General features: G+C 62.0%; 21 protein-coding genes. 6 read left to right on the forward strand and 15 right to left on the reverse strand.

The window, feature by feature from the left end:
- Window positions 1-81: 81 nt before the first annotated feature.
- The 3 genes from ACE191_RS00480 (at window position 82) to ACE191_RS00490 (ending at window position 3,560) form a co-directional block, all read left to right on the forward strand.
- A complete protein-coding gene (locus ACE191_RS00480; protein ID WP_400190211.1) occupies window positions 82-1,830 on the forward strand; it encodes a pyruvate dehydrogenase complex dihydrolipoamide acetyltransferase in 1,749 nt (582 codons plus the stop codon).
- Between the two features lie 105 nt (window positions 1,831-1,935).
- Complete coding sequence (gene hslV, locus ACE191_RS00485; protein WP_400190212.1) at window positions 1,936-2,478, forward strand: ATP-dependent protease subunit HslV; 543 nt, start codon at window positions 1,936-1,938, stop codon at window positions 2,476-2,478.
- A gap of 110 nt (window positions 2,479-2,588) precedes the next feature.
- On the forward strand, window positions 2,589-3,560 hold the full coding sequence (locus tag ACE191_RS00490) for a deoxyhypusine synthase family protein (protein WP_400190213.1): 972 nt from the start codon (window positions 2,589-2,591) through the stop codon (window positions 3,558-3,560).
- Window positions 3,561-3,634: 74 nt separating this feature from the next.
- On the opposite strand, the gene ACE191_RS00495 is transcribed toward ACE191_RS00490, so the two are convergent.
- The 7 genes from ACE191_RS00495 to ACE191_RS00525 all read right to left on the reverse strand — a co-directional run bounded on the left by ACE191_RS00495 (window position 3,635) and on the right by ACE191_RS00525 (window position 9,580).
- The gene (locus tag ACE191_RS00495) at window positions 3,635-4,135 is read right to left on the reverse strand and encodes a hypothetical protein (protein WP_400190214.1); all 501 of its coding nucleotides are present in this window, start codon (window positions 4,133-4,135) and stop codon (window positions 3,635-3,637) included.
- A gap of 46 nt (window positions 4,136-4,181) precedes the next feature.
- Window positions 4,182-4,877 carry a hypothetical protein gene (locus tag ACE191_RS00500; RefSeq protein WP_400190215.1) on the reverse strand — a complete coding sequence of 232 codons (696 nt, stop codon included), beginning with the start codon at window positions 4,875-4,877 and terminating at the stop codon, window positions 4,182-4,184.
- Between the two features lie 383 nt (window positions 4,878-5,260).
- Complete coding sequence (locus ACE191_RS00505) at window positions 5,261-6,169, reverse strand: hypothetical protein (protein ID WP_400190216.1); 909 nt, start codon at window positions 6,167-6,169, stop codon at window positions 5,261-5,263.
- Between the two features lie 432 nt (window positions 6,170-6,601).
- Window positions 6,602-7,537, reverse strand: coding sequence for a DUF3667 domain-containing protein (locus tag ACE191_RS00510; protein ID WP_400190217.1), 936 nt, complete (start codon window positions 7,535-7,537; stop codon window positions 6,602-6,604).
- 190 nt (window positions 7,538-7,727) lie between these two features.
- Complete coding sequence (locus ACE191_RS00515; protein ID WP_400190218.1) at window positions 7,728-8,186, reverse strand: hypothetical protein; 459 nt, start codon at window positions 8,184-8,186, stop codon at window positions 7,728-7,730.
- 250 nt (window positions 8,187-8,436) lie between these two features.
- Window positions 8,437-8,982: a 2'-5' RNA ligase family protein gene (locus ACE191_RS00520; RefSeq protein WP_400190219.1), complete on the reverse strand. Its 546-nt coding sequence runs from the start codon at window positions 8,980-8,982 to the stop codon at window positions 8,437-8,439.
- A gap of 7 nt (window positions 8,983-8,989) precedes the next feature.
- A complete protein-coding gene (locus ACE191_RS00525) occupies window positions 8,990-9,580 on the reverse strand; it encodes a DUF1572 family protein (protein ID WP_400190220.1) in 591 nt (196 codons plus the stop codon).
- Between the two features lie 190 nt (window positions 9,581-9,770).
- Here ACE191_RS00525 and ACE191_RS00530 point away from each other — a divergent pair, with 190 nt between their 5' ends.
- On the forward strand, window positions 9,771-11,957 hold the full coding sequence (locus ACE191_RS00530; RefSeq protein ID WP_400190221.1) for a hypothetical protein: 2,187 nt from the start codon (window positions 9,771-9,773) through the stop codon (window positions 11,955-11,957).
- A 102-nt stretch (window positions 11,958-12,059) separates the two neighbouring features.
- On the opposite strand, the gene ACE191_RS00535 is transcribed toward ACE191_RS00530, so the two are convergent.
- Complete coding sequence (locus ACE191_RS00535) at window positions 12,060-14,864, reverse strand: M24 family metallopeptidase (RefSeq protein ID WP_400190222.1); 2,805 nt, start codon at window positions 14,862-14,864, stop codon at window positions 12,060-12,062.
- Window positions 14,865-15,103: 239 nt separating this feature from the next.
- Between ACE191_RS00535 and ACE191_RS00540 the strand changes: the two genes are divergently transcribed.
- Entirely contained in the window at window positions 15,104-15,865 is a 762-nt protein-coding gene (locus ACE191_RS00540; RefSeq protein WP_400190223.1) for an acyl-CoA desaturase, read from the forward strand.
- Window positions 15,866-15,943: 78 nt separating this feature from the next.
- Window positions 15,944-16,816 (forward strand): sulfite exporter TauE/SafE family protein, encoded by an 873-nt coding sequence (locus tag ACE191_RS00545; RefSeq protein ID WP_400190224.1) that lies wholly within the window; start codon window positions 15,944-15,946, stop codon window positions 16,814-16,816.
- 51 nt (window positions 16,817-16,867) lie between these two features.
- Here the strand turns inward: ACE191_RS00545 and ACE191_RS00550 are convergent, their stop codons facing one another.
- The 7 genes from ACE191_RS00550 to ACE191_RS00580 form a co-directional block, all read right to left on the reverse strand.
- Complete coding sequence (locus tag ACE191_RS00550) at window positions 16,868-17,749, reverse strand: HAEPLYID family protein (protein ID WP_400190225.1); 882 nt, start codon at window positions 17,747-17,749, stop codon at window positions 16,868-16,870.
- A 112-nt stretch (window positions 17,750-17,861) separates the two neighbouring features.
- A complete protein-coding gene (locus ACE191_RS00555) occupies window positions 17,862-18,956 on the reverse strand; it encodes an acyltransferase family protein (protein WP_400190226.1) in 1,095 nt (364 codons plus the stop codon).
- 262 nt (window positions 18,957-19,218) lie between these two features.
- Window positions 19,219-20,091: a polysaccharide pyruvyl transferase family protein gene (locus ACE191_RS00560; protein WP_400190227.1), complete on the reverse strand. Its 873-nt coding sequence runs from the start codon at window positions 20,089-20,091 to the stop codon at window positions 19,219-19,221.
- 70 nt (window positions 20,092-20,161) lie between these two features.
- Window positions 20,162-21,202 (reverse strand): glycosyltransferase family 2 protein, encoded by a 1,041-nt coding sequence (locus tag ACE191_RS00565; protein ID WP_400190228.1) that lies wholly within the window; start codon window positions 21,200-21,202, stop codon window positions 20,162-20,164.
- A gap of 128 nt (window positions 21,203-21,330) precedes the next feature.
- Complete coding sequence (locus ACE191_RS00570) at window positions 21,331-23,109, reverse strand: ABC transporter ATP-binding protein (protein ID WP_400190229.1); 1,779 nt, start codon at window positions 23,107-23,109, stop codon at window positions 21,331-21,333.
- 225 nt (window positions 23,110-23,334) lie between these two features.
- Window positions 23,335-23,748 (reverse strand): hypothetical protein, encoded by a 414-nt coding sequence (locus ACE191_RS00575; RefSeq protein ID WP_400190230.1) that lies wholly within the window; start codon window positions 23,746-23,748, stop codon window positions 23,335-23,337.
- 56 nt (window positions 23,749-23,804) lie between these two features.
- Window positions 23,805-25,001: a serine hydrolase domain-containing protein gene (locus ACE191_RS00580; protein ID WP_400190231.1), complete on the reverse strand. Its 1,197-nt coding sequence runs from the start codon at window positions 24,999-25,001 to the stop codon at window positions 23,805-23,807.
- Window positions 25,002-25,023: the final 22 nt, after the last annotated feature.

Here is a 25,023-nt window from a genome sequence, read left to right on the forward strand (position 1 = left end):
GCATCGTTTGCGTAAATCGGGTTTGTGCCCCCAAGAATTCCGGTCTATTTTTGACCCCCTGAACCCAACTGACGACTTGCAATGGCCGAAATCATAAAAATGCCCAAGATGAGCGACACGATGACCGAAGGCGTCATCGCCCAGTGGCTCAAGCAAGTGGGCGACAAGGTGAAATCCGGTGATGTGCTGGCGGAAGTGGAAACCGACAAGGCGACCATGGAGCTGGACAACTACGAAGAAGGCACCTTGCTGTATATCGGCCCGAAAAACGGAGAATCAGTTCCCGTCGATGGCGTGCTGGCCATCGTGGGGAAAGAAGGCGAAGACATTTCGGCGCTGCTGAGCCAGGTGCAGGGCGGCGGTGCCGCTCCCGCGCAGCCCCAGGCCGAGCAACCCGCCCCGACCCCGGCCGCTGCCCCGGCTCCCGCCGCTGCGGCCCCGGCAGCACCCGCCGCCGCTGCTCCCGCTGCTGCTCCGGCAGCACCCGCCGGCAACGGTAAGAAGGCCACCGTCATCCGCATGCCCAAGATGAGCGACACGATGACCGAAGGCACCATTGCCGCCTGGCTCAAGAAGGTGGGCGACCAGGTGAAATCGGGCGACGTGCTGGCGGAAGTGGAGACCGACAAGGCGACCATGGAGCTGGACAACTACGAGGACGGTACCCTGCTCTACATCGGCCCCAAGGAAGGCGAGGCCGTAGCCGTTGACGGCATCCTGGCCATCATCGGCGAAGAAGGCGCCGATATCAACGCCCTGCTGGGCGGCCAGTCGGGTGGCGCGGCCGCCCCGGCCCAGGCACCGGCCGCGGAGCAGCCGCAGGCCGAACAGCCCCAGCCCGCCGCGGCTGCGGCTCCGGCTGCCAACGCTCCTGCTGCTGCCGCAACTGGTGGCCGCATCTTCGCCTCGCCGCTGGCCAAGCGCATTGCCCAGGACAAAGGCATCGACCTGAACGCCGTGAAAGGCTCGGGCGAAAACGGCCGCATCGTGTCGCGCGACCTGGAGAATGCCCAGCCCGGCACCGCCCCGCAGGCCCAGCCGGCCGCCGTACCGCAGGCCGCCCCCGCCGCTGCCCCCGCTTCTCCCGCACCGCAGGCTGCTGCCCCGGCTCCGCAGGCCCAGGCCGCCGCGGCCGCGCAGCCCGCCGACGGCACCTACACCGACACGCCGGTGTCGCAGATGCGCAAGGTTATTGCCCGCCGCCTCTCCGAGAGCCTGTTCACGGCCCCGCACTTCTACCTGACCATGGAGATTTTCATGGACAAGGCCATGGAAGCGCGCACCCGCCTGAACGAACTCTCGCCGGTGAAGCTTTCCTTCAACGACCTGGTCATCAAAGCCTCGGCCGCGGCACTGCGGCAGCACCCGGCCATCAACTCGTCGTGGCTGGGCGACAAGATCCGCCAGAACAAGGTGGTCAACATTGGCGTGGCCGTGGCCGTGGACGAAGGCTTGCTGGTGCCGGTGGTGCGCAACGCCGACCAGAAAGGCCTCTCGCAGATTGCCAACGAGGTGAAAGAGCTGGCCGGCAAGGCCAAGAGCAAGAAGCTGCAGCCCGCCGAGTGGGAGGGCAGCACCTTCACCATCTCCAACCTGGGCATGTTCGGCATCGAGGAATTCACGGCCATCATCAACCCGCCCGACGCCTGCATCCTGGCCGTGGGCGGCATCAAGCAGACGCCCGTGGTGAAGGACGGCCAGATCGTCGTCGGCAACGTGATGAAAGTGACCCTCTCGTGCGACCACCGCGTGGTAGACGGCGCCACCGGCGCGGCCTTCCTGCAAACCCTCAAGGGCCTGCTCGAAGACCCCATGCGCATGCTTATTTGAGTTGGCAGTTGTTAGTTGCCAGTTGTCGGTCGCAAGACCGGCAACTGGCAACTGCTTTTTACCCCATCGGGGCTAACAACTGCCAACCCGTAACGGACAACTGATATGAAAATTCGCTCGACTACCGTGCTGGGCGTGCGCCACAACGGCCAGATTGCCGTGGGCGCCGACGGCCAGGCCACCATGGACAAGCACGTGGCCAAGAGCAACGTGCGCAAGATTCGCCAGCTGCACGGCGGCAAGGTCGTCACGGGCTTTGCCGGCTCCACGGCCGACGCCTTTACCCTGCTGGAGCGCTTCGAGGAAAAGCTCGGTGCCTTTGGCCAGAACCTGAAGCGCGCCGCCATTGAGCTGGCCAAGGACTGGCGCAAAGACCAGCACCTGCGCAAGCTCGAAGCCATGATGGTGGTGGCCGACGCCGACGAGCTGCTCATTGTGGCCGGCTCGGGCGACGTGCTGGAGCCCGACTCCGACGTGGCCGCCATCGGCTCGGGCGCCATGTATGCCCAGGCCGCCGCGCTGGCCCTCAAAAAGCACGCGCCCCACCTCACGGCCCGGCAGATGGTGGAAGAAGGCCTGCACATCGCCGCCGACATCTGCATCTACACCAACCACAACCTCATCATCGAAGAACCGAAGCGCGGCTAGCGCGTACGCGCTGAACATTGTCGCCGGCCAATGAACCAGCCCCGCGGGCTGTGCGTTAGGGGCCGGTGCTTCGGTTAGAGAGTAGAGGCACCCCGTACAACCCCCAAGCAATGAACGTAACCAACTTCCTCAAGCACCACTACCGCCACTTCAACGCCGCGGCCCTGATCGACGCCGCCGAAGGCTACAACAAGCACCTGGCCGAGGGCGGCAAAATGATGATTACCCTGGCCGGCGCCATGAGCACCGCCGAAATGGGCATCCAACTCGCCGAGCTCATCCGGCAGGACAAGGTGCAGATCATCAGCTGCACCGGTGCCAACCTGGAGGAGGACATCTTCAACCTGGTGGCCCACGACTTCTACGAGCGCGTGCCCAACTACCGCGACCTGACGCCCGCCGACGAGCAGGCTCTGCTGGAGCGCCACATGAACCGCGTAACCGATACCTGCATTCCCGAAGAGGAAGCCATGCGCCGCCTCGAGCACTCGGTGCTCAAGTTCTGGGAGCAGGCCGACAAGAAGGGCGAGCGGTACTTCCCCCACGAGTTCTTCTACCAGATTCTGAAGTCGGGCGAGCTGGAGCAATACTACCAGATCGACCCCAAGGACTCGTGGATGCTGGCCGCCGCCGAGAAAAACCTGCCCATCATCTGCCCGGGCTGGGAAGACTCCACGCTGGGCAACATCTTCGCCGGTCACGTCATCTCGGGCGACATCCAGAACGTGCACACCGTGCGCACCGGCATCGAGTACATGATCTACCTGGCCGACTGGTACACCCAGAACGCCAAGGAGGAAAGCAAAGTGGGCTTCTTCCAGATCGGTGGCGGCATTGCCGGCGACTTCCCCATCTGCGTGGTGCCCATGCTGCACCAGGACCTGCAGCGCACCTCGGTGCCGCTGTGGGGCTACTTCGCCCAGATTTCCGACTCGACGACCTCCTACGGCTCGTACTCGGGCGCCGTGCCCAACGAGAAAATCACCTGGGGCAAGCTGGGCCAGGACACGCCCAAGTTCATCATCGAATCGGACGCCACCATCGTGGCCCCGCTGATTTTCGCGATGGTGCTGGGCCAGTAATTGCCGACTTAGCTACTTATCAAAAAAGCCCGCCGCTGAATCCAGCGGCGGGCTTTTTTGTGCGCGGGAGTTGCTTAAACGACCGTTTGCAGCAGTTGATGCAGGTCCTCCCGAATTGCTTCTCGTAGCTGCTGATCATCAAGTGGAAAGTCCCGCAGGGAATCCCAGGCGCGCTCGTCTTCAGGAGTAAGGGGGGCATCAAAGTCTAAGTTCTGCAATGCTGCCACGGCTGCGGCTTTGGCTTGCTCGGCGGTGTCGAAAAACTGCGTTTGGATGCTTCGGCAGAAGGCTGCGTCGATGGCTTGGCCTTCTGCGTTGGAGTAGGCATCGGAATAACTCAGGCTATAAGCCAGAATCTGCTTGTCGCTTCGGAATATTTCTAGTTCAATCGAGCTTTTTACTGGTTGGACATCGAGTGTCTTTGCGGAAGCCTGGAACCCCGGGCCGGTCAGCAACTCGGTGTGAATGGAAAGGCTGGGATTCAGCCGTTCGAGGTCGGAAAGGGGAACAAATATGGCCTCGTATAGATCGGTCAAAATGATTTCGAAAGACTCTGTTCGCTCGAATGTAAACATGGGCTGGGGCCTGTAGGGAAAAGGTACGGGTTGGGAAAATCAGCTCTCACGGCCGCACCCCGCCGGTATCCTTGCCGGGCTGGGTGAAGAAGCGCGGGTCGTAGAGTCCTTTCACCGCGTCGGGCTCGTCGATGTGCAGGCGCAGCTGCTCCAGCAGGCCGAGCTTGAGCTGGCGGGCGGCGGCGCGGCGCAGGCGCTTTTCCTGGCGGCTGTCGTCCTGCACCTCGCCCTTGCTTTCGCCCTGGGTTTGGCGGGCCAGGGTGTAAGCTGCTTGCAGGGCAGCGGCGCGGTCGGCCAGGGGCTGACCCAGGGCGGTTTTATACTGCTCGGTGAGGCTGGCGGTGCGGGCCAGCAGGGTGGGCAGCGTGAGCCGGGTGGCGTTGCTGTATTCGCTGCGGCCGCGGGGCATAAACTCAGCCAGGGCCTGGGCATTGGGGCTTTTGCGCTTGAAGACGTACTCCACGTCGGGCAGCAGCTCATCCTTGGCAAAGGCCTTGAAGGCGGCTAGCTGCTGGTCTACCGCATCGGTGCGGCCTTCCCGCTCGCCCAGGTTCTGGCTTTGGTCGCCCAGCAGGGCGGCGTAGCTGGCGTGGTGGGGCTGCAGGGCCGCAATCATGGCGGCGTAGCGGCCGCCCTCGTTCTGGCTGGCGAGGCGGGCCAGGTGCCCGGCCATCAGGTCGCGAAAATCCTCGCGGTTGAGCCGGGGCGATAGAAATGGGTTCTTTAGAAAAGGCAGAAACATATGCGAAGTATATAGGGTGAAACCTCAGCAATATAGGGTCTTTGGTTACCGGGCAAAAGCTTGGCTCCGGAAAATGCAACGGGACGTTGTGCTGATTTACAATGCCCCGCTGAAGCTGATTTGGGGGCTTGTAAACCAATACAATACTCCACCGAGCCTGCTTTGCGGGCTTGAAAAGGTTTACAATGCTCCTTGGCGCGTTCAGCGGAGCATTGTAAACCGTTGCAATGCCCCGCCGAAGCTGCTTTGCTGTTGCGGAGACCCTTCAATGGCCATCCGCTGGCACGCGGGGCTGCGCGCCAGCTGGCTCCCGAACAGCAAAACGGGCCGCTGCGGCGTGCGCAGCGGCCCGTTGGAGGCTACCTACCGGGCGAAGGGGCGGCTTAGTTGACGCCGCCCAGGGATTCGCCGAATTGGTTGCGGCCCACGGCCATCACCTCTTCCAGGGTCACGGCCTTGCCCTTGCTCACGCACGAGCCGGCTTGCATCTCGGGCAGCAGGGCCACCACCGGGCCGCTCTGCGACTCGCTCTGGGCCTGCCCGGCCATGCCCGGCACCCCGGCTACGCCGCCGAGGGCGCGGCCGAGCTTGCCGCCCAGCTTCTTGGCCGTGGCGGCACCGCCCTCGCCCCCCGGCTTGGTGGCCACGGTGGCGGCGTGCACGCGGTTGGTGAGCTTGATTTTGGGCGAGGTGTACACCAGCGACGCCTTGATAATAGGATTGGTTACCTCGCGCTGCTGCCGCTCGTCCCACTTGGTTTCGTGGCCCGAAATCTGGCCCGCGTACAGCTCGTAGTACACCACGCTGCCCTTGGTAGTGGCCGGGTCGAGGTTGGTGTACTGGAGCACGTTAAACGAGGCGTTGTCCACGTCGACGATGTAGTTGCTGATGGGGTGGGTGGCCCGGTTGCGGTTGTAGTCGTCGAGCAGGTTTTTCTTGTTGACGATGCCGTAGCCGCGCTCCATGTACTTCTCGCGGATGGCGTCGAGGCTGCTCTCCTCGTAAATGGATTTGTTGTCGGAGTACTCCAGCACGAATTTGCCCGCCGCATCGTACGAGCCGGCTACCACGCGCACCCAGAAACGGTCGGAAGACGTCAGCGTGGAGAAGTAGGGGTAAATAATGCTGTACTCGTCGACGCCGTAGCAGTCGATTTCGTTGACCAGCTTGCCGTCGATGTAAAACCCGGCGTACTGGGGTTTGCCCGCCGGAGCGGCCGCTTTTTTGGCCTGGCCGAAACCCGTACCAATGCTGGCCGCCACGAGGGCCGTGGTGAGTAGAAAGTGTTTCATTAAAGAAGGGGGAGGAAGGGGGTATTTCCCTACTTTCAGAAAGAGGTATTGCGCCGCTGTTTCGGGAATAATTCCGGCGTACCGGCAATAGGCCAGTTTGCAATAATAATGGGATAAGTAAAACTGAGCAAAAAAATATCTAATTATTGAATAAGCCCCCTCCGGCCCCGCAAAGGCCTTTTACCGCCCGCGCAAAATGCGTAGGTTGCGTTATATACAGCGCGGTATATATACCCGCATATAAGCCACCAATACCCCGAATTGCGGACGGCGTTTATAGCCGCTATCGGTGGCTAAAAAACTTCTTTCCAGTGCGTTGCCAAACGTGCGCAACACCCGGGTACCGGCAGGGCGCAATGGGCTAACCAACGGCCGCCCAAAACGGGCGTTGGTCCGCGAAAAATCAGCTGAATAACAGCAGCCGGCTGCCGCTTATTGGTTGGCCGGCAGGCCCGGCTTATCGGGCTGATTCCGCGGCGGCGCGGGCGCCGTTTTGGCGGCGGTCTTGGCCTTAAAATCGGCCATGAGCGAGGGGTCCTGGCGAATGAGCGAGAGGACAATGGCTACCTGCACCAGCACAATGGTGAGGATGAGCACCACGGTTTGCAGCACCACCGTGCCGATGCTGCGCACCCACTTGTCTTCTACCGGAATGCGGGCGGGTTCCAGCAGCTGGCGGTACACCCACGCGGCGTAGGCCATGTAGGGCAGCATGGCCAGCCCCAGCAGGGGCTGCAGCGCCGGAAAACGCGGTATCAGCAGCAACAGCGGCAGCATCACGAGGCTGGAAATGATGGTGGTGGTGCCCGACACGAAGGCCTGGCTCAGCAGCATCTCGGCAAAGTTGAACCGGGCCGGCCGCAGCAGCCACGCCGCCAGCAGCGTATTGGCAGGCAGCACCACCAGGTAAATCAGCGTGGGGTACTTGGCATACAGCTGCATGTAGCGCTCCAGCATCAGCTGCAGCAGCCGCGGCATCTCGCTTTGCTGGCTGGGGGGCACGGCACTGATGCCCACCGCTGAGAGCAGCAGCATGCTCACGGCGGTAATCAGCAGCAGGTAGGAGATGGGCCGGAAATGCTGGGCCCGGCGGCCGGCCATGTACTCGTGCAGGGCGGCGCCGGGCCGCGTCATCATCTGCCGAAACGTGTACCCGATACCCTTGTCGACGTGCCAGATGGAGTGGGGCAAATCGTGCAGCAGCAGGTAGCGCAGTGTGAGGCGGTGGGTGTGGTGGGCATCCTGCCCGCAGTGGCCGCAGAAGCGCTCGGGCACCGGCTGGCCGCAGTTCAGGCAGGCCGCGTGGGGGTGGGCGGTGGGGGCATCCACGGCCAGGTGCGCGGCGGGTGCGGTAGAGGTCGAATCCATAGCCAAGCGTGTTATCGGGCAGCAACTAGGCGGGGAAGATACGCAAAGCAGCAGGCCAAATAGGCAGCAACGGTCTTTTTGCTGGATTTTTCACGGTTAAGCCTCGCGCTTCACTAGGGCGCCAAAACAACGCCGCCCGGCAACGCAGGGGCGCGGCCGGGCGGGCAAAAACGAGCAGGATCAGAGGCTGCTAGAAGCGGAACAGCGGACGGGCCGGGTTCCACACGCCCCAGGGAATCATCAGCAGCACCAGTAGCAGGGCCAGGCCGAAGAAGATGGCGGCTTTCTTGTGCTTGCGCACGGGGTCGGTGGCCTTTTTGGAGAGCGAGCGGCCCACCTGGGCCAGCACCACGGCCAGCACCATGCCGGCAATGTGCTCGACGCCCCAGAAGCGGGTACCCGGGTCTTTCATGGTGCCGGCCGTTTCCATGGCCTTCAGCCCGAAGGGGCTCAGGCCGAAATACAGAATCAAACCCAGCAGCAGCTGCAGGTGCATGGAGCCCACGAACGAGGCGGCCATGCCGTTGTCGGCGCCGGTGTAGGGCTTGCGGCCCAGCCAGCCCGCGAGGGCGCGCAGCAGGGCAATCAAACCAAAAATCAGGACGAGCCAGCGCGTCCAGGAGTGCAGCAGAAGAAAGGTGTTGTACATAAGCAGCGGGTTGGTGCGGGGGCAAAGTAACTCATTCGGCATTTATCAATTATCATTTAACATGTATCAATCGGTAGCCGGAATCAGGTAATCATTGATCATTTATCAACGATCAATCGGTAGCCGAAAATAGGGTGGGCATATCGGCTATGATGAGCGAGTGAATGAGCGGGATGGGCAAGCGCAGCAGCCCAGGACGGCACGAAACAGGAAGCAGCCGGATGCTAACAGGATGATAAATGTTAATTGATCAATGATCTAGTCCTTCCAGCGGGTAGACTTCCTCGGGCACGAACCGTTCGCCCTCCTGGCGCAGAACGGCCAGGTTGCTGATGCGCAGCTGCAGGTTGAAGGTCTGCTCGTTAAGGTACTGCAGCACGGGGCCCAGCAGATCGGGGGTGGTGTCGTGCAGGGCCAGGGAAATGTGGGGCAGCCACAGATCGGGCTGGCTGTAGCGGTCGGTGCGCTGGCACAGGGGCGCGGCGGCGCTCAGCAGGCGGTGGTGCAGGCGGTTGAGGTCGTCGGAGCGCAGCACCGGGATGTAGATAACCGGGTTAGGGCCCGGAAACAAGCCCAGGCCGGTGGTGTAGGCCGCAAACGGGGCCGTGGTGGCCGCTACCTCGGCCAGCACCTGCTTGAGCATCTCGGGCTGCATGCTGCCGGCCAGCAGGTAGGTAATGTGCGGATCGGGCGTGGCCTGCACGTCGTCGAGACCGAACTCGGTTTCCAGACTGTGAATGATGCCGTTGATTCGGGCCGCGTTTTGCGGGTTGAGCAGGGAGGTAATAGCCAGCATGGGGGGGCTACACGGCCGAAGCAGGGTTGGGGTTGCCGGTTTCGGTGGCCCGGGCCTGCATGGCGGCGTTGAACTGGCGGCTCTGCCCGCGCGCAATGCTCAGGGTTTGCCACTGCTCGCCGCGCAGGTGCTTGGCCAGCAGCACCAATTGCCCGGCGTGGTAGGCGTAGTGAGTTACCTGCCGCGTCAGCGCGTCGAGCACCGTGTGCGGCTCCTGCCGGATGGTCACCGTATACAGCCACCGCTCGGGGTGCTGCTCCAGCTCATCGAACACCTGCCAGAGAATGGGCCAGGCCACCTGCCACTGCTGCTGCAGCGCGGGCACCACTGCTACCGAAGCCGGCGGCTCAAACTCCTGGTCGCGCTGGCGGTCGGGCTTTTCGCCGTCGGTGGTCCAGAAATCGGTGAAGCGCGAGCGGAGGTTGCCCACCAAATGCTGCACAATCACGGCGGCGCTGTTGGCCCCCGGCGCGGGCACGTGCAGCCACTCTTCGGGGCTGAGCTGCTGCAGGGCTTTGTCGGCCAGGTGGTAGGAGCTCTGGAAGCTGCGGCGCAGCGCGCTCAGCAGGGCGGGGGCAAGCAAATCGGAAGCAGACATGGCAGGGAAAAGTTGCGGGAAACCACGGGCCGGCCGCCAAAGTAACAACCACCGCCGGGGAAACCCGCAACCCCCGGACCGCTGACGTGGTTGCAACAGCGGCCCCGCAACTCCCTGCCAACCGGACCGGCGGCGGAGTTCAGCCGGGCGCCCCGCTTTTACGTTAAGCCCCCAGCCTGTCGCTCCGTTTGTGAACTACTCCCCGCCCGTCGCTTCCACCGTCGCCTCAGCCGCCGCGGCCGGCCCCCCGCGCCGGCGCCGCTGGCAGTGGTGGCTGGGCGGGGCGATACTGCTGCTGGCGGCCCTGGCGGCCCTGGCGGCCCTGGTCTACTGGCAGTTCGACCCCTGGCTGCGGCGCATGCTCGAGCGGCAGGTAGCCGAGAAGTCACGGGGCCGCTACCAGCTACGCATCGGCGAGCTGCGCACCAGCCTGCGCGCCCGCTCCCTCACGCTCACCGGCATCCGGCTGCGGCCCCAGGCGGGTTTCGCCGCTGCCGACTCGCTGCCCGCGCCCTGGCTGGCGCTCGACGTGGGCCGCCTGCGCGTGGGGGGCATCGGGCTGGGGGCTCTGCTGCGCCGTCAGGTAGTGCCCGTTGATAGCCTGCTGCTTGATGAGGTGCGGGCCCGGGTGCTGCGCACGCCCCCGGAGTTCGGCGGGGCCAAACCCCTGCACGAGCAGCTGCCGCCCCGCCTGGCGGGCATTCGCCTCGGCCACCTGGCCCTGCGCGACGTGCGCGTGCACTCGGGCCCGGCCAGCCAGCCTACCAGCGAGCTGCGCCAGGGCCAGCTCACCGCTACCGACCTGCTCATCAGCCGCGGCGGGGCCGCCGACCACCGCCGCCTGGGCTACGCCGCCGCCGTGGAGCTGCACGCGGCGGGGCTGAAGGCGTTGGTGCCCGGCCACGCCTTCTCGCTGGGCGCCGCCCGGTTTTCGTCGCGCCGCCGCCGGCTGGAGCTGGACTCGCTGCGGGTGCAGCCCCGCACGGCGGGCCGCCAGCCCGGGGCCGCGTCGGTCAACCTGGAGCTGGCCGGGGCCACGCTCACGGGCCTGCACCCCGAGCTGCTGGGCCGCCGCGAGCTGCGAGCCGACACCCTGCGCTTCCGCCGGCCCCAGCTCACCTTTGGCCTGCCCGCCACGCCCCCGCCGCCCCTGCACGAGGCCCTGGCGCCCTACCTGCGCCGCATCCAGCTGGCCCACTTGCAAGTGGCCAATGGCTGGCTACGTGTGACGGGCAGCCAGCTGGCGCCCACGGTACAGGCCATTCAGCTGCGGGCCCGCCAGGTGCAGCTCGACCCGGCCGGGCACCGCGACCCGCAGCGCCTGCTCTACGCCCGCGCCTGGGAGCTGCGCACCGGCCCCGGCCGCCTCAGCCTGGGCGACCCGTACCAGCTCCGCTACCAAACCCTGGCGTTGGCCAGCCAGCCCGGCACCATCAGCGTCAGTCAGCTGCTGATTCGGCCCACGGTGTCGCTCCCGGTGATGGCCCGGCGCAAGGGGCACCAGGTGTCGCACCTCACCGCGCGCCTGCCGCGGGTGCAGGCCGCGGGCTTCGACTTTGCGGCCCTGCTGCGCCGCGGGGAGGTGCGGGTGCGCACTGTTGAGGTGCGCAACCCGCGGCTCGACGTGCGCGGCAACTCCCAGTACCCCATCAAGCCGCACCCGTCCACCATCACCCCCGAGCAGATTGGCCAACTGCCTTTCCGCCTCGACGTGCGCCGCCTGCAGCTCACCAACGGAAACCTGTACTTTACCTTTCTGGGGCGGCTGGCCACGCGCTGGGCCCACGCCCGCATTACCCGGCTCAACGGCACGGCCACCAACCTCAGCAATGACCCGCGCCGCATGACCGACCGCACGCCCATGGTGCTGCGCGCCTCGGCCTACCTGCAAGGCCGGTCGCGGCTGCGAGCCACAGGCTGGTTTGCCCTGCGCGACCCGCGCGGCCGGCACCGCATTGCGGGCACGTTCGGGCCGGCGCCGGTAGCCATCCTCAACGACATCACCGAACCCGGGCGCTACGTGCGCTTCCGCGCGGGGCAGGTGCAGGGCATCCGCTTCGAGGCGCAGTTCGACCAGCAACAGGCCCGCGGCACCATGTGGGCGCGCTACTCCGGCCTGAAGCTGGAGTTTCTGAGCCGCCGTGATGGGGGTGATGACCAGAAAACGCTCTTTACCAAAGCCAAATCCAAGCTGGTGAACGGCCTGGTTATCCGCGACCAAAATCCGCGCAAGGGTGAGCTGCAGGCCGGCACCATCCGCAGTCGGCGGGAACCGCGCTACGCCGTGTTTGCCCTCTGGCAGCAGGCAATGGTGAGTGGGCTGCTGCACAGCATCGGGGTGCCCCGCTCCCTGGCCACCCGCATCAGCCAGCAGTGAGGCAGAGCTAGTACTCGCTGCTAGAAATGGCGGAGTGAGTCCTGTAAAGGCTGATCAAAAAAACGGAGAGGGGTTCATTCAACGGTTAATCGGGTATTGGACTTATTGATAATATAGCTTTTCTTCCTTGGTAATGCGCCAATAGTGAAGCATTTTGGCTTGTTCGACGGAGTTGTTAGGATCAGTCATTAAGCCCCAGTTCATAACTGAACAATTTGACTCGAGGTGAACAATTTTTTCGGGCGAATCCGCAATAGTGCGTAAAGCATCAACCTCGCAATTGTTTTCCTTTAGATTTGATTGATCGGTGTAGGAATAAAATCCAATAACTCCAACCAAAGCAGCTAAGTATACGCGTTTGAAACGCGCCTGGATACTGTTGATCAGGTAGAGCGTGGATGTGCCTATTAGATAAAGCAAGGATAATGTAACAGGCATAATACTATCGCGACGAATAATGTATGGCCGGTACTCGCGGTATCCACCCAATGGTAAAAGCAGGATGTAAAGAGCCGACAAAATGAGAAGCCACTGGGCTGCCTTGATTATCCGACCTGTTTGCTTATTACGTGGCATAGAGCGAATAATAAATAGGTTGATAATAACGCAGAGTAACAGCAGGGGAAACCCAGCACGTTGTCCCAATTCGATCCAGAACCCCTGACCCAGTTTGCTATATCGTTCGGTTAACGAAATCGTGTCCACGTTCTCGAGGTTAAACGTGCCGATATACAGCGAGTACAGGCAGCAGAACACAAAGAAGGTAAGCTGCCATAGTACTGCCTTGGGAATGCTGCTGATGGCCACCTTTGTGCGGGTTATAAAAGGAATTTCAGGGCTGGAACTGAAGCTTTTCCAACAGAGGTAGAGTAGAACACTGCCACTCATCATCGACGCGGCGGCTGGAATAAGTGGGCCACTGAGCGCCAGGATAACGGCAAGAACCGGTAGCGCAAAATTCCATTCAATCGTAATGGGAGTATGAGAATCAGTGAAAAGTAGTTTGTAGAATGGTAGAAAATAAACAAGTAACCCAGCCAGGGGTAACGCGTAAAAAATCGTGTACGTAATAGATCTATCAATAATGGCCATCTGGTCGTGGTAGCCAGCTGTTTGAAAAAATGGCGTGATAATAATGGCTGCAAATAGGAAAGCCTTGCTTATAGGTTTGGCTGTATTGCTGATGTAAAACGATAGTATAAATATTAACCCAGCCTGAATAAGCGTTTTGGCAATGGCACAGGCCATATATATACTATTGATGGGGTTGGTAAAATGCTGTAATGCCAACGGAACATTGCGCAGATAAGTGTATAAAGCTAAGTGGGCAAAATGTCGGTTAGGGCCTATGGATAATTCTCCGCGCAACAATGCCCCTAACCCAAAGGCATCGTCCAGCACCGGCTGCATATAGGCCCGCGGTAAGACAACTGCGGTCATGTCACCATCGTGCGGAACGTTGATATGCTGCACGTAGGAGTAGCCCAGGTCCAGCAGCAACAAGGGCAGCAGCAGCAGATAGCTGTAACGCAGCAACTGGGACCAGCGACTTTTTCGCTTCGGTTGCAGGGAGGGTGAGCGAAAGGAGGACTGGCTGAGCTGGCTAGGTACACTTACTCGCTCCAGCGCAGGCTGGGCGGGGGGGAGGGAAGAGGGTTGGTTTATTAGTGTTTCTAGGTCAGATGCTTCTGATGGAATGCTGGCAGTGAGATTCTCGGTTCCTTCGGGCAGTACCCGTAAGGTATTAACCAGGCGAACCCCAATGTTTTCCACAGGCAGGTCGATACCGATGTCGGTGACGAGCACGGTTCCTGCGGGCAGCGGGTTGGGGAAGCCACTTAAGCTCCGGCCTCCAAGGTCCGTAAGCCACTCCTGATCGGGGCGGCAATGCTGGTCAATATGGTACTCGGCACCCTGCTGCTGCAAGGCTTCCGGAGAGCCTACTCCAAGTTGCAGCAATTCGGCAACTAGCAACTCCACGTAGTACTGCCGAATAGCCGGGTAGCTTTTGCCGACAGCAATGAAGTTGGTCAGCGCTTGTTGCACCCGCACCACTGCCTCATACACTTGCCGCTGACGAGGGGAATAGTGGCCACTAACTGGAATAGTACGCGTGAGTGCGCCCGCATACCCGTAATACGAGGCCGGTGCATTGAGCAATGCCAGTTCCCCAGCGGGGCCGGGTTCCGAGTAGCCACTGCGCCGACCAATTAATTCGCGAAGCGTGGTCAAGGGCGTGGCAGGAGTCCTCATCGTCCACGAGGCTCCTTCATATTGCCAATATACATGGAGCAGCTCGGCCTCGAGTTGGCGCGGTGTCATGGAAGACCGCACGCAGGCTAAGACCCGGTGATAACCGGCCTGGGAGATGTTCACTGCGGCCCGTATTAGGTCTACCTCTGCTTCAGATGGGGTTAATTGCAGACGCGCCAGGACGGGGTCCGTGAATTCGTATTCTTGCCACGGTAATTGCCGCTTAAGCCACCGGGGTAAATCATTGGCCCCGGTTTCCAAAAAAGAGGATTGATTCAGGTATATGCGGCTGACGAATGAGACTGTTTGAGCAACAGTCTCTTGGAATTCGTGATAACCACGAATATTGGTTATACCTGTGTTAAGGCTGACTGTGTCATGGTCAATTTGCAGCTTATTCGTCGCCTCATCCGTTGAGATGAACAGTATTTCACGTAAATGCTCATCAGGGTGTTGGGGCAAAAGCAGCAGGTATGCTCTGACCTGCTGTAAGCCTGTAAGCCAGTACAAATCATTCCCAAAAGGTGATTCGGTTAAATAATCGAAAGGGACCGAATTGTCAGTTGGAGTTACGTGGAATATGGCTAACGAACCGGGGGGCAAAGCAGCCGCTACGCGTTGCCGGTTGAAAGCGAAAAGGGAAGCCAGATTCATGTAATGGGTTGAGCCAAATGGAATTTAAGATGCAAGTAGCATTGAGAAGCCATGGCTTTGCAAGTCCGCAAGCGATAATCTGTGTATGCTGCCGGAGCATGTTACCCATTAGTCGGTGGCAGTGGCACTTATTGCGTAGCTTTAGCCTGCCACATCCATGAACTGAAGCATCCGAGCCGATTCCCCAGGTCTCCAGGTTTCCTTTCGCGCCTGTTTCGAGTACCTTTTTCTTCCGGCTCATGATCATTCTCGTTGCCTTCGTGGCGCACTGGTACCTGTCGTTGTTTACGCAGACGTTTTTCCAGCACCGCTACGCTGCCCACCGCATGTTTACCATGCACCCACGGTGGGAGCGTTTCTTCTTCATCTTCACTTTCCTGACCCAGGGCTCGTCGTTTATGTCGCCGCGGGTGTACGCGCTGCTGCACCGCATGCACCACGCCTACTCCGACACCGCGCAGGACCCGCACTCCCCGCACCACACCTCGAATGCCTTCACCATGATGTGGCAGACGCGCACGGTGTACCAGCAGGTCATGCAGGGGAAGCACGCGGCCGCCGCCCGTTTCGAGGGCAACTACCCGGAGTGGACCGCTCTCGAAGAGCTGGGCAACAAGTGGTACTCCCGCGTGGGCTGGGGGGCGCTGTACGTGCTGTTCTACGCCGAGTTTGCCACGGCCTGGTGGATGTTTCTGCTGCTGCCCGTACACTTCGCCATGGGCGCCGTGCACGGCGCCATTGTGAACTGGGGCGGCCACAAGTACGGATACCAGAACTTCGACAACCACGACAAGTCGCGCAACTCGCTGTTTTTCGACTTTCTGACCGGCGGCGAGCTGTTTCAGAACAACCACCACAAGCTCTCCAGCCGCGCCAACTTCGGCGTGAAGTGGTGGGAGCTGGACCCCACCTACCCCGTCATCTGGACCTTGGACAAAGTTGGCATCATCCGGCTGCGGCAGTCCAAGTCTCAGGCCGAGGCCGGGCGCGTAGCCGCCTAGCGCGCCGGATAAGCGAAGCGGGCCATTACGGACGCTTCGCTATTTTGCCGTGCTACTACCCGCCTCACCAACCGGCTCATGACGCCTCGCGCCCGCATTTTATGGCTTATCGGCTGGCTGGCGGCGACGGGCGTGGTGGCGCTGGTTTGCTGGCTCCCCCGGTCGGCATGGCAAGAATTGTGGCAGGAGCTGAGCACCTCCGATACCTTCTATCAGTTTGTGCTGGTGGGCTTTCTGGCCCAGCTCATCGACGGGCTGCTGGGCATGGGCTTCGGCGTCGTCACGGCCATCAGTCTGATGTCGTTGGGTATGAACCCGGCGGCCGTCAGCGCCAGTATCCATACCGCCGAAATGTTTTCGAGCGGGGCCGCCGGCTACCACCATTTCCGGCTGGGCAACGTCAACCGTCGCCTGTTCAAGGCCCTGATTCTGCCGGGTGTGCTGGGGGCGGTGGGCGGGGCGTTCGTGCTGTCGTACTTCGGGGGCGAACCACCCGGCGACTGGGTGCGGCCGGTGGTGGCGGTGTATTTGCTGCTGCTGGGCTTGCGCATTCTGGGCAAGGCCCTTCAGGCGGCGCAAACCAAGCGGGCCAAGGTGCGGCACGTGGGCTGGCTGGCGGCGGCCGGCGGCTTTCTCGATTCGTTTGGCGGCGGCGGCTGGGGGCCGCTGGTCACCAGCACGCTCATTGCCCGCGGCCGCACCCCGCAGTACGTCATTGGCACGGTCAGCGTCACCGAGTTTTTCGTGACCCTGGCCAGCTCGCTCACCTTCGTGTCGGTTATCGGGGTGGCCTACTGGCCGGTGGTGCTGGGCCTGATTGTGGGCGGCCTGCTGGCGGCCCCGCTGGCGGCGCGGCTGGCCGGGCGCATTCCCGTGCGCTGGATGTTGCTAGGGGTGGGCCTGATGGTGGTGTTCTGGAGTTTGTGGCGGCTCTACCGCCTGTTTGCGTAGGCGGCCGGGTAGGCCGCAGCACGAACGGAAAGGGCGCGCTGCGGCGGAGCGCTAATGCCCGCGCCGGTGACCCGGCTCGTAGATCAGGCGCATGAAGGAGCTCAGGCGCTGCTGCTCGCGGTTGACCGGAATGCCGGCCACAATTCCCACCAGCAGGTTATCGGCAATGCTCAGGCGCATCTGCGGACGAAAGGTCAGGTCGAAATCCCGGGGCCGGAACTCCTGGTTGACTTCCAGCCCAACGAAGTTGCGGGTGCCGGGAATGAGGTAATGGAAGTTGGAATTGAGCTGGTAGAAGAAGTTGGTGTGCCCGTGCCGGCCAAAGTGCTGCTCCCATACCGGCCCGGTGTAAATCAGCGTGTGGTAGTTGTCGGCCCAGCGCTTGGCAGCTACCAGGAAGGGGCTGTAGCCGTTGCCGGTGATGGGCCGGCGGGCCAGCCGGTTGAACGCGTTGCTTTCCAGCTCGTTGATGTAGCCCACGGCCAGGGATAGTTTGCGGGGCTCCGAGACGTAGAAGGTGTATTGCACGGCCGTTTTCAGGCCGTTGAGGCGGTGAGCCGGGCGCTGCACGTCGTCCTGGCGGCGGCCCGAGTACAACGTGACCGGTACTTCCACTTCCAGTCCCAGGCGGTTGGCGGGGGCCCACTCGTACTCCACCAGCAGGTCGTGGCTGTCGTAGGCGTAGTTGTCGGTCAGGCCCAGGCCCACGTTCCACTCCTTTTCACCTTTGCGGGCACCCAAATCCCGGATCAGGTCGATAAACAAGGGCTCGGCGTGCAGCACTTTGTCGGGGGCGGCGCGGCCCTCGGTTTCCTGAATGTAGAGGCTGTCGAGCCGTTCGTGGTAGAGGGCAGTGGAGTCGGCGTCGTGGTGCTGGGCGGTGGCGGTAACACTCAGCAGCAGGCCACCGAGCAGGGCATACAGGTGTTTCATGGCAGGCAGCGTTGGCGGCCGCGCGCCCACAAATACATTGCCGCCGTGGTTTAGCGGCCGATTTTTTAATTGACTTTTAATTGTGGCCGCCGGCCGGGCCCAAGACTTGGTCCTAGCTCACCAACGTTGGCGGAGCGGGCGTCTGGGGAACCGGTGGGCGCAGCAGCAGGCGCTTCAGCCAGCGGTTCAGCGCCTTCGACAAGGGCTTCTCCACGTAGATGCTGGTCAGGTAGGCAAAAGCGCAAAACAGCGCAATCAGACTGGCCAGCAGCAGGTACTTGTTGAGGTAGGGGGCGGCCTGCTGAAAAATCACGTAGCCGATGTAGGCGTGAAACAGGTAAAGCGGATAAGTAACCGCGCCTAACTCGGTAGCCCAGGACGCCTGAAACCAGGAAAATTTCCGCAGCGCCACCAGCAGGAAGACCCCGTAGAAGGCGGTAATGATCAGGCCAATGACCAGGGGTGAATGCGTCACGCCCAGGTCGTTCTGCCGCAGGCTCGCATCCTGCAGGGCAATGGCTAACGACAACGCATATGTCAGCAGCAACAGCAAACCATGCCGCAGACTGGGGCCGCGCTGCCGCACCAGGAAGAAGAGCACTCCCGCCACGAAGTACACGCCGTAGTCGGGGAACAGCAGCACACCCACGTACTTGATCTTGAGGCCAAAGTAGATCATGGCGCTGTAGACCAGCCAAGCCACGCACAGGGGCTCCAGCCACTGAAACCGGTTGATGACGAGCAGCAGAAAGATCAGAAAGTAAAATTTCAGCTCGTAGGTAAGCGTCCAGTACACCCCGTCGATACTGCGTACGCCCACGAAATCCTGCAGCATGGTCAGGTTAACCAGGAATTGCCCGAGCGTGGGCTGCTTGAAGGTGGAGGCTACGAAGTAGGTGACCAGAAACGTGAGGGTGCAGCCCAGCCAAAAAGCGGGGTAGAGCCGCACTATGCGCGAGATAAGGAACTGCCGCGCCGAGCGGCCGGCGGCCGACAGGGAAATGACAAAGCCACTGATCATGAAGAAAAACTCCACGCCCAGGTACCCATACTTCGTTACCGGCTCCAGTGCGGGAAAAGCCAGGGGTGAGGAGCCCCTGTGAAATCCGTTGAAGCTGTAGTGAAACAGCACGACCACAAACGCTGCCAGGAAACGCAGCAGGTCCACTTCGAAGAATCGTTCTTTTTCCCTTGAAGCTAAAGTCATCGGCTTTGGATTCGTGGTGAAGAACACCGCGGCCTCAAGTACCCTCGGGGCCGCAACGATAGGGGCGTTCAGGTTGAGATGGTTATCCGATAGCCGCTAGAAGACTATATGATAATGCAAATATGCTTATATACTTTAGGTGAGGTAGCGCCGCAGCAATAAAAAAACGGGCGGCTACCGGCTGCTGCCGGTAGCCGCCCGTCGTTGGTGCTGAGTTCGGGCGGCGAAAAAAATAGGTTCGGTGCCCGGAGTCGGCTGGGGCCTATTTCCCCCACAGGTCCCAGGGGAAGGCGGCCAGCAGCTGGCGGTGGTCGAACACCGGCGGCTCCTGGGGGCCCATCTGCAGGGCTTCTTCCACCGTGGTGGCGAACTTGATTTCGCCGCGGCCGGTGCCCATCATGTAGTCGTTGTACTTAAACAGGTCCTGGTTTTCGGTCACGCGCAGGTAGCGGGCCGGAATGCCGTAGGCCTCGGCGATGATGATGCCGTGCAGGGAGCTGGAAATTACGTAGTCGGCCTGCAGAATCTGGGTGATGATGCCGTTCCAGCTGCCCATGGGCGAAATCAGGTTCGGCGTGTTCTTCTCCACGAACATGTCGTACTCGGTGTGGTGGGGCACCACGGCGTACGGCAATTTGCTTTCCCGCTTAAACTTGGTGGGGAAGATGTGGGGCAGCAGCAGGGCGGGGTCGCCGTAGACCTCGGGCACCTGAATGCCGCGCTCCATGAGAAACTTGCGGGTGAGCGGGCCGCGCACGGCACGCACGTCGAGGCGCTGGAAGGTGTGGGCCTCGGGCGTCATGTTGCCGTGCACGCCCGAGCCCCAGATGACCTCGTCGTTCTGGGCCACGTGCATGATGGAGCCAATGGCAAACATGCGGCGGCTCTTGGGCGTCTCTTCTTCCAAGAAACACTCGCCGTCGGCCAGCACCTTGGACACGATGATCTTGGAAAGGTGGTCGCCGAAATTCTGCTCGTAGGTCCAGAGCGGGCGCCAGTAGTACAGGTCGACGTGGTTGAACAGCAGGTAAGGCCCCTTGGTGTGGGGGTACTCTTCCAGCGGGCCGAGTCCCAGAACTCGTTTCACTTTGTTCAGCACGCGGCGCTGAAACGTAATGGTCGGCATGGCTTGCATAAGAGCTCCTTGGTTGGTCAGCTAGGTTGAGTAGAGAGGCCGCAGGGGCCGGTGCGGGCGGGCCGCGGCGTTAGGCGGCCGGCGTGGGCACAACCTTGCGGGGGCCGTTCCAGTCCTGGGCGGCTTTGATGAAAAAACGCAGGCGCTTGGTGGTAGAAGGCTGCCAGAACGCGGCCAGCGGACTTTGGTGGTAGTAGCGCCAGCCGCCCAGCCGGGGCTGGGGGTGGGTGTAGCACACTTCAAACCACCGCTCACCCAGGCCCCGACGCAGGGCCGCCTGATCGAACAGGGGCGTATGCTGGTTGTGAGCAAGCATTTTCTGCAGCAAGGCTTCCACCTCGGACAGGGTGATGTCGCCGAGGGTGCGGCCGTGCATGGAAATGGTGTTGTACACCCGCATTTCGCGCTCGGTCACGCGCAGATTCCACTCGCGCAGCAGCAGGGCGCGCACGTCGTCGGCCACGTTGGCGCGCTCGTGCAGAATCACTTTCTTGTGCACCGACTCGGGAATCCGGTAGTACACCAGGGCTTCCTGCAGGTTGTGGAGCCGGATCTGCCGGATGTAGCGCACGAAGAAGTCGTAGTCCTCGCTCTGGCGCAGGGAAGCGTCGTAGGTCATGCCCTGCTCGCGGAAGAGGCTGGTGTGCATCATCACAGCATTGTTGGCCGTGGGCAGAGTAAACAGGGTGAGTACCTGCGCGTCGGCGGGCTGCTCGGGGTAGTGGTGACAGTACTTGCTGGCCCCGAAGTTCTGGGCCCAGCTGCCAACCATGTTCACCTCGGGGTGCTGGTCGAGAAAGGCCACCTGCCGGGCCAGGCGCTCGGGGTGGCAGAGGTCGTCGCCGTCCATCTTGGCCAGGTACTGGCCCCGCACGGCCTCCAGCCCGGCGTTGTCGGTGCCGGCGCGGCCCAGGTTACGGGCGTTGCGCAGCAGCTGCACGCGCGGGTCGGTAAAGCTCTGCACCACCTCCACCGTGTTGTCGGTCGAGAGGTCATCCACGACGATCAGCTCGAAGTCGGTAAACGTCTGGGCCAGAATGCTCGTGATGGTTTCCCGAATGTAAGGGCCGACGTTGTAGACCGGGAGCAGAACCGAAACCTTAGGCGCCATTAACAGGGGGCTACGCGGAGAAGAGAAGCCGCAAAAATAGCGGAAAAAACAAGGTCGACGGTAAGCGGCGGCTCCGACGAAGCTCGGCAGTAGGGCGCCGAACCAGTCGAAACTGCCGTCGAAAGAGTCTAGTGCACGCTTTTGCGCATCAACTCCTCGTAGTCGTAGCTGGCTACCAGACGGCCCTGATCGAGCTCCAGAATGCGGGTGCACTCGCGCAGGGTGGTGAGGCGGTGAGCCACGATGAGAATGGTAATCTGGGTGCGGGCCAGGTTGTGGATGGCCTCGTTGACTTCACGCTCGGTTTCGTTGTCGAGGGCCGAAGTGGCCTCGTCGAGCACCAGAATTTCGGCCTGTTTGTAGAGGGCCCGGGCAATGCCGATGCGTTGGCGCTGGCCGCCCGAAAGCTTGGAGCCCCGCTCGCCGATGACGGTGTTCAGCCCCTCGGGCAGGCTCTGCACAAAGCCGGCCAGCGAAGCTTTTTCCACCGCGTCCCAGAGACGGGCCTCGTCTACCTGCTCGTCCTGCAGGGTGATGTTGTCGCGGATGGAGGCCTCCATCAGGAAGGTGTCCTGCTTGACGTAGCCGATGAGCTGGTGCCAGGCCCGGATGTGCTCGGGCGTGAGCACCTGGTCGTCGACGCGCAGGGCGCCCTGCTGCTCGAGGTAGAAGCGCAGCAGCACGTTCATGAGGGTGGTTTTGCCCGAGCCCGAGCTGCCCACGAAGCCGATGATGTCGCCCTTGTTGATGCGGAAGCTGATGCGGTCGAGGGTGGGGCGGGCGGCGCCGGGGAAGGTGAACGAGAGGTTGTCGAGCACGATTTCGCGCCGGAAGCTGAGCGGGTGCTGGGTGGCGGGCAACGAGGCGTCGTACTGGGCCTCGCGGAAGGCGCTCAAATCGTCGATGGAAGACGAGAACTGCTTCATGTTGACCAGCGCCGTGAGCATGCGGTTGATGGAGGGCATCAGGCGGTAGGCCGCGGCCACGAACAAGCCCAGCAGTGCCACGATGGATTCGGTGGAGCCGGTGACGAGAATGGCGTAGAGGAAGATGGTAAGCAAACCCAGGATGGCCACCATCTCGATGATCTTGAGCGGCATGAGCGAGTACAGGTACGACTCGGCTTCGAGCTGCTGAATCACGTCCTGGTTGGCCAGCAGCTGGTTGCGCAGGCGCTGCTGCTTGTGGGCCAGCTTGAGCTCGATAAACCCGCTGTAGAGGTTGTTGAGAATGGCAATGGACACCGGCTTGCGCTGGTTGACCTGGCTGCCGATGTACTGGGTGCGGCTGCGCAGGGCGCGGTAGGTCAGCCAGGCCGAGGGGCCCATCACCAGCACCAGCACCACCACCAGCTGCGGCTCGTAGAGCAGAATGCCCAGCACGATGATGAGGATCATGATGACCTCGGAGAAGAAGCTGAACAGCGGCCGCAGAATGTAGTTCACGTAGTTGAACGTGACCTGAATGGTGCTGTACACGAACTTGGCCGAGTTCAGATCCTGGAAGTTGGCCAGGGGAAAGTTCATGTACTTATCGGCCTGGCTGGCCACTACGTTCAGCCCGATGCTGGACGTGAAGCGGGCCTGCAGGTAGAGCACCCACGAGCCGAACGCGTTCTTGAACAGGAAGAAAACGAAGATGGCGGCAATTAAGAATATCAGGAAGCTCTGATCGGATTGAAAATGCAGCGAATCGTAGAGCAGCTGGAAATACTTGTTTTTGTGGATGCCGTCGGGCTCCGAGGCCACCATGATGACGGGCACCAGCGAGGCCAGGCCAAAGGCTTCGAGCAAAGACGAAAAAACCAGCAGGAAAAACATGAGAACTGCTTTTCGCTTCTGGCCGGGAGTCAGGTAGTATAGGGCACTGTCATAGGCGTAGCGAATTACGCCGGCATTTACATTCATGAGCGCGGAAAAGGGTGCGGAAAACGGGCGAAAAGGGCTTAATAACGTGGGGGTTACTAATTTTTTCGCCCGCAAATATAGGGCTTTCCAGTGGGCGGGCTGGTTTGAACCGGGCCCCGAACCGCCCCGGGGCGCCCGCGGCGGGCGAGGGCGGCTGGACAGCCAACCAGCCTAATCCGCGGTTTGGCAGCACCCGCACGGCTTGCGGCCGGGGCTGCGCTGAACTTAGGCCGGGCGAAATACGGGCTGAGTGGGGCGAGAACTGCTCAGGGCCGTAGGCGCGACCGGGGCCGCAGCAGCCTGGTACTTGCGCAGACCGAAGAAAGTGGCGGCCGAAAAAAGCAGGGCCAGCGCAAGCACGATGACTACGAAGGCGCCAAAGGCATAGGAGTGGACGACGCGCAGCCAGAAGAGCACCAGCGGAATGGCCAAGCCCACTGCCAGGCTGAGCACGATGACCAGGGGGGCGTTCAGGGGCGGGTCGGGCATTGCGGCGCGTAACACCAGTTCGGCTATCAGCCAGATGGCCGAGGGCATCAGAGCCAATATGCACAGGATGGTCAGCGAGGAGGCGCGACTGGAACTGAGTTGGCCACCCAGCTCCAACATGAACCCGAGCGACTCGAAGAATTCCGACATGGATAGAGAATGACGAATGATTGAGCGGCGAAAGATAGCCGGAGGGGGCTCATTCCCTAACGGGTAGCCGCGGGGCGGTAGTAGGGCCGGTAGTTCTGCCAGTCGACGGGCGTAAAGCGGTCGGCAATGGTGACGCGCAGCAGGCTTTGGTAGGCGCTTTCGGCGTTGTCGCTGTTGCTCATCAGCAGCACCCCAATGCCCTGCTCGGGGAACAGGATGGAGTAGTGCTGAAACCCGTCGCCGTGGCCTTCCTTGAAGGCGGCCGGGCCGTGGGGGGTGCGCAGCAGCCCCCAGCCCAGCCCGTAGCTGATGTGCAGGTGGTCGTAGAGGGAGGTGTCTTGCCTGGCGAAAGGGCCAAACTGGCCACGGGAGCGAAGGCGCACCTGGGGCCGCAGTAGCTCCTGCCACGACTCGGGCCGCAGCAGCCGGCGCTGCAGCACGGCTTCGAGGAAGCGGGTGTAATCGGCCGGGGTGGTTTCGAGGGTGCTGGCGCTGCGCGGCTCGTTGTCCTTGTCTTTCTCCAGCACCCGGCCGTCGGCGGCGTGGCCCAGGGCGTAGTCGGCCTCGAAGCGGGGCTGCCACTGATAGCTGGAGGTGGTCATGCCCAGCGGGCCGAACACTTTTTCCTGCATGAGTGCCTCCAGCGGGCGGCCCAGCTTGTGCTCGAGCACCACCTGCAGGTACACCAGGCCCTCGCCCGAATACCCGTAGCGGCTGCCCGGCCGGCGGCCCACGCGCAGCTTCTCGTCGGGCTCGTCCCAGCGCCAGTTGGCAAAGCCGGTGGTGTGGCTCAGGCACATGCGGGCGGTGATGCGGCGGTAGAGCGAGTCGGTGCGCAGGTCGGCGTAGTTGTCGTGCCAGCGCGTTTTGGGGGCGTACTCGTAAATGGGCTTGGGCAGGTAGTTCTGCAGGGGCTCGTCGAGGCTGAGCTGGCCTTCTTCGACGAGCTGAAGCACCAGCACGGCAAACACGGCCTTGCTGAGCGAGGCGCCGTAGAACTCCGTCTCGAAGCGCAGCGGCTCCCGGGTAGCGGTGCTTTTTACCCCGAATGCCTGCCGGTACACCGCCCGGTTGCCGTTGAACACGGCCACCGCCAGCCCGTGCACCCGCGCCGAGTCGGTTATCTGCCGGATGCGGCGCGTGAGTTCTTCGGGGTGGATGCGGGTGCCGTCGAGGCGGGTGAGGCGCCGGGGAGTGGCGCAGCCGGCCAGCAGCAGCGCCGCCAGCAGGAAGATCTTACCGAAACTGCTCATGATCTAAGCCGCTGAAGTACAG

It is taken from the genome of Hymenobacter sp. B81 (genome assembly GCF_044628455.1).
Taxonomy (GTDB): domain Bacteria; phylum Bacteroidota; class Bacteroidia; order Cytophagales; family Hymenobacteraceae; genus Solirubrum.

Excerpts from the sequence above, each read along its gene's own strand:
- ACE191_RS00580 (WP_400190231.1), bottom strand. The coding sequence starts at position 25,001 with ATGAGCAGTTTCGGTAAGATCTTCCTGCTGGCGGCGCTGCTGCTGGCC.
- ACE191_RS00525 (WP_400190220.1), bottom strand. The coding sequence starts at position 9,580 with ATGTCTGCTTCCGATTTGCTTGCCCCCGCCCTGCTGAGCGCGCTGCGC.
- ACE191_RS00480 (WP_400190211.1), top strand. The coding sequence starts at position 82 with ATGGCCGAAATCATAAAAATGCCCAAGATGAGCGACACGATGACCGAA.
- ACE191_RS00555 (WP_400190226.1), bottom strand. The coding sequence starts at position 18,956 with ATGACTTTAGCTTCAAGGGAAAAAGAACGATTCTTCGAAGTGGACCTG.
- ACE191_RS00575 (WP_400190230.1), bottom strand. The coding sequence starts at position 23,748 with ATGTCGGAATTCTTCGAGTCGCTCGGGTTCATGTTGGAGCTGGGTGGC.
- ACE191_RS00500 (WP_400190215.1), bottom strand. The coding sequence starts at position 4,877 with ATGTTTCTGCCTTTTCTAAAGAACCCATTTCTATCGCCCCGGCTCAAC.
- ACE191_RS00545 (WP_400190224.1), top strand. The coding sequence starts at position 15,944 with ATGACGCCTCGCGCCCGCATTTTATGGCTTATCGGCTGGCTGGCGGCG.
- ACE191_RS00510 (WP_400190217.1), bottom strand. The coding sequence starts at position 7,537 with ATGGATTCGACCTCTACCGCACCCGCCGCGCACCTGGCCGTGGATGCC.
- ACE191_RS00560 (WP_400190227.1), bottom strand. The coding sequence starts at position 20,091 with ATGCAAGCCATGCCGACCATTACGTTTCAGCGCCGCGTGCTGAACAAA.
- hslV (WP_400190212.1), top strand. The coding sequence starts at position 1,936 with ATGAAAATTCGCTCGACTACCGTGCTGGGCGTGCGCCACAACGGCCAG.
- ACE191_RS00550 (WP_400190225.1), bottom strand. The coding sequence starts at position 17,749 with ATGAAACACCTGTATGCCCTGCTCGGTGGCCTGCTGCTGAGTGTTACC.
- ACE191_RS00535 (WP_400190222.1), bottom strand. The coding sequence starts at position 14,864 with ATGAATCTGGCTTCCCTTTTCGCTTTCAACCGGCAACGCGTAGCGGCT.
- ACE191_RS00540 (WP_400190223.1), top strand. The coding sequence starts at position 15,104 with ATGATCATTCTCGTTGCCTTCGTGGCGCACTGGTACCTGTCGTTGTTT.
- ACE191_RS00515 (WP_400190218.1), bottom strand. The coding sequence starts at position 8,186 with ATGTACAACACCTTTCTTCTGCTGCACTCCTGGACGCGCTGGCTCGTC.
- ACE191_RS00505 (WP_400190216.1), bottom strand. The coding sequence starts at position 6,169 with ATGAAACACTTTCTACTCACCACGGCCCTCGTGGCGGCCAGCATTGGT.
- ACE191_RS00520 (WP_400190219.1), bottom strand. The coding sequence starts at position 8,982 with ATGCTGGCTATTACCTCCCTGCTCAACCCGCAAAACGCGGCCCGAATC.
- ACE191_RS00490 (WP_400190213.1), top strand. The coding sequence starts at position 2,589 with ATGAACGTAACCAACTTCCTCAAGCACCACTACCGCCACTTCAACGCC.
- ACE191_RS00570 (WP_400190229.1), bottom strand. The coding sequence starts at position 23,109 with ATGAATGTAAATGCCGGCGTAATTCGCTACGCCTATGACAGTGCCCTA.
- ACE191_RS00565 (WP_400190228.1), bottom strand. The coding sequence starts at position 21,202 with ATGGCGCCTAAGGTTTCGGTTCTGCTCCCGGTCTACAACGTCGGCCCT.
- ACE191_RS00495 (WP_400190214.1), bottom strand. The coding sequence starts at position 4,135 with ATGTTTACATTCGAGCGAACAGAGTCTTTCGAAATCATTTTGACCGAT.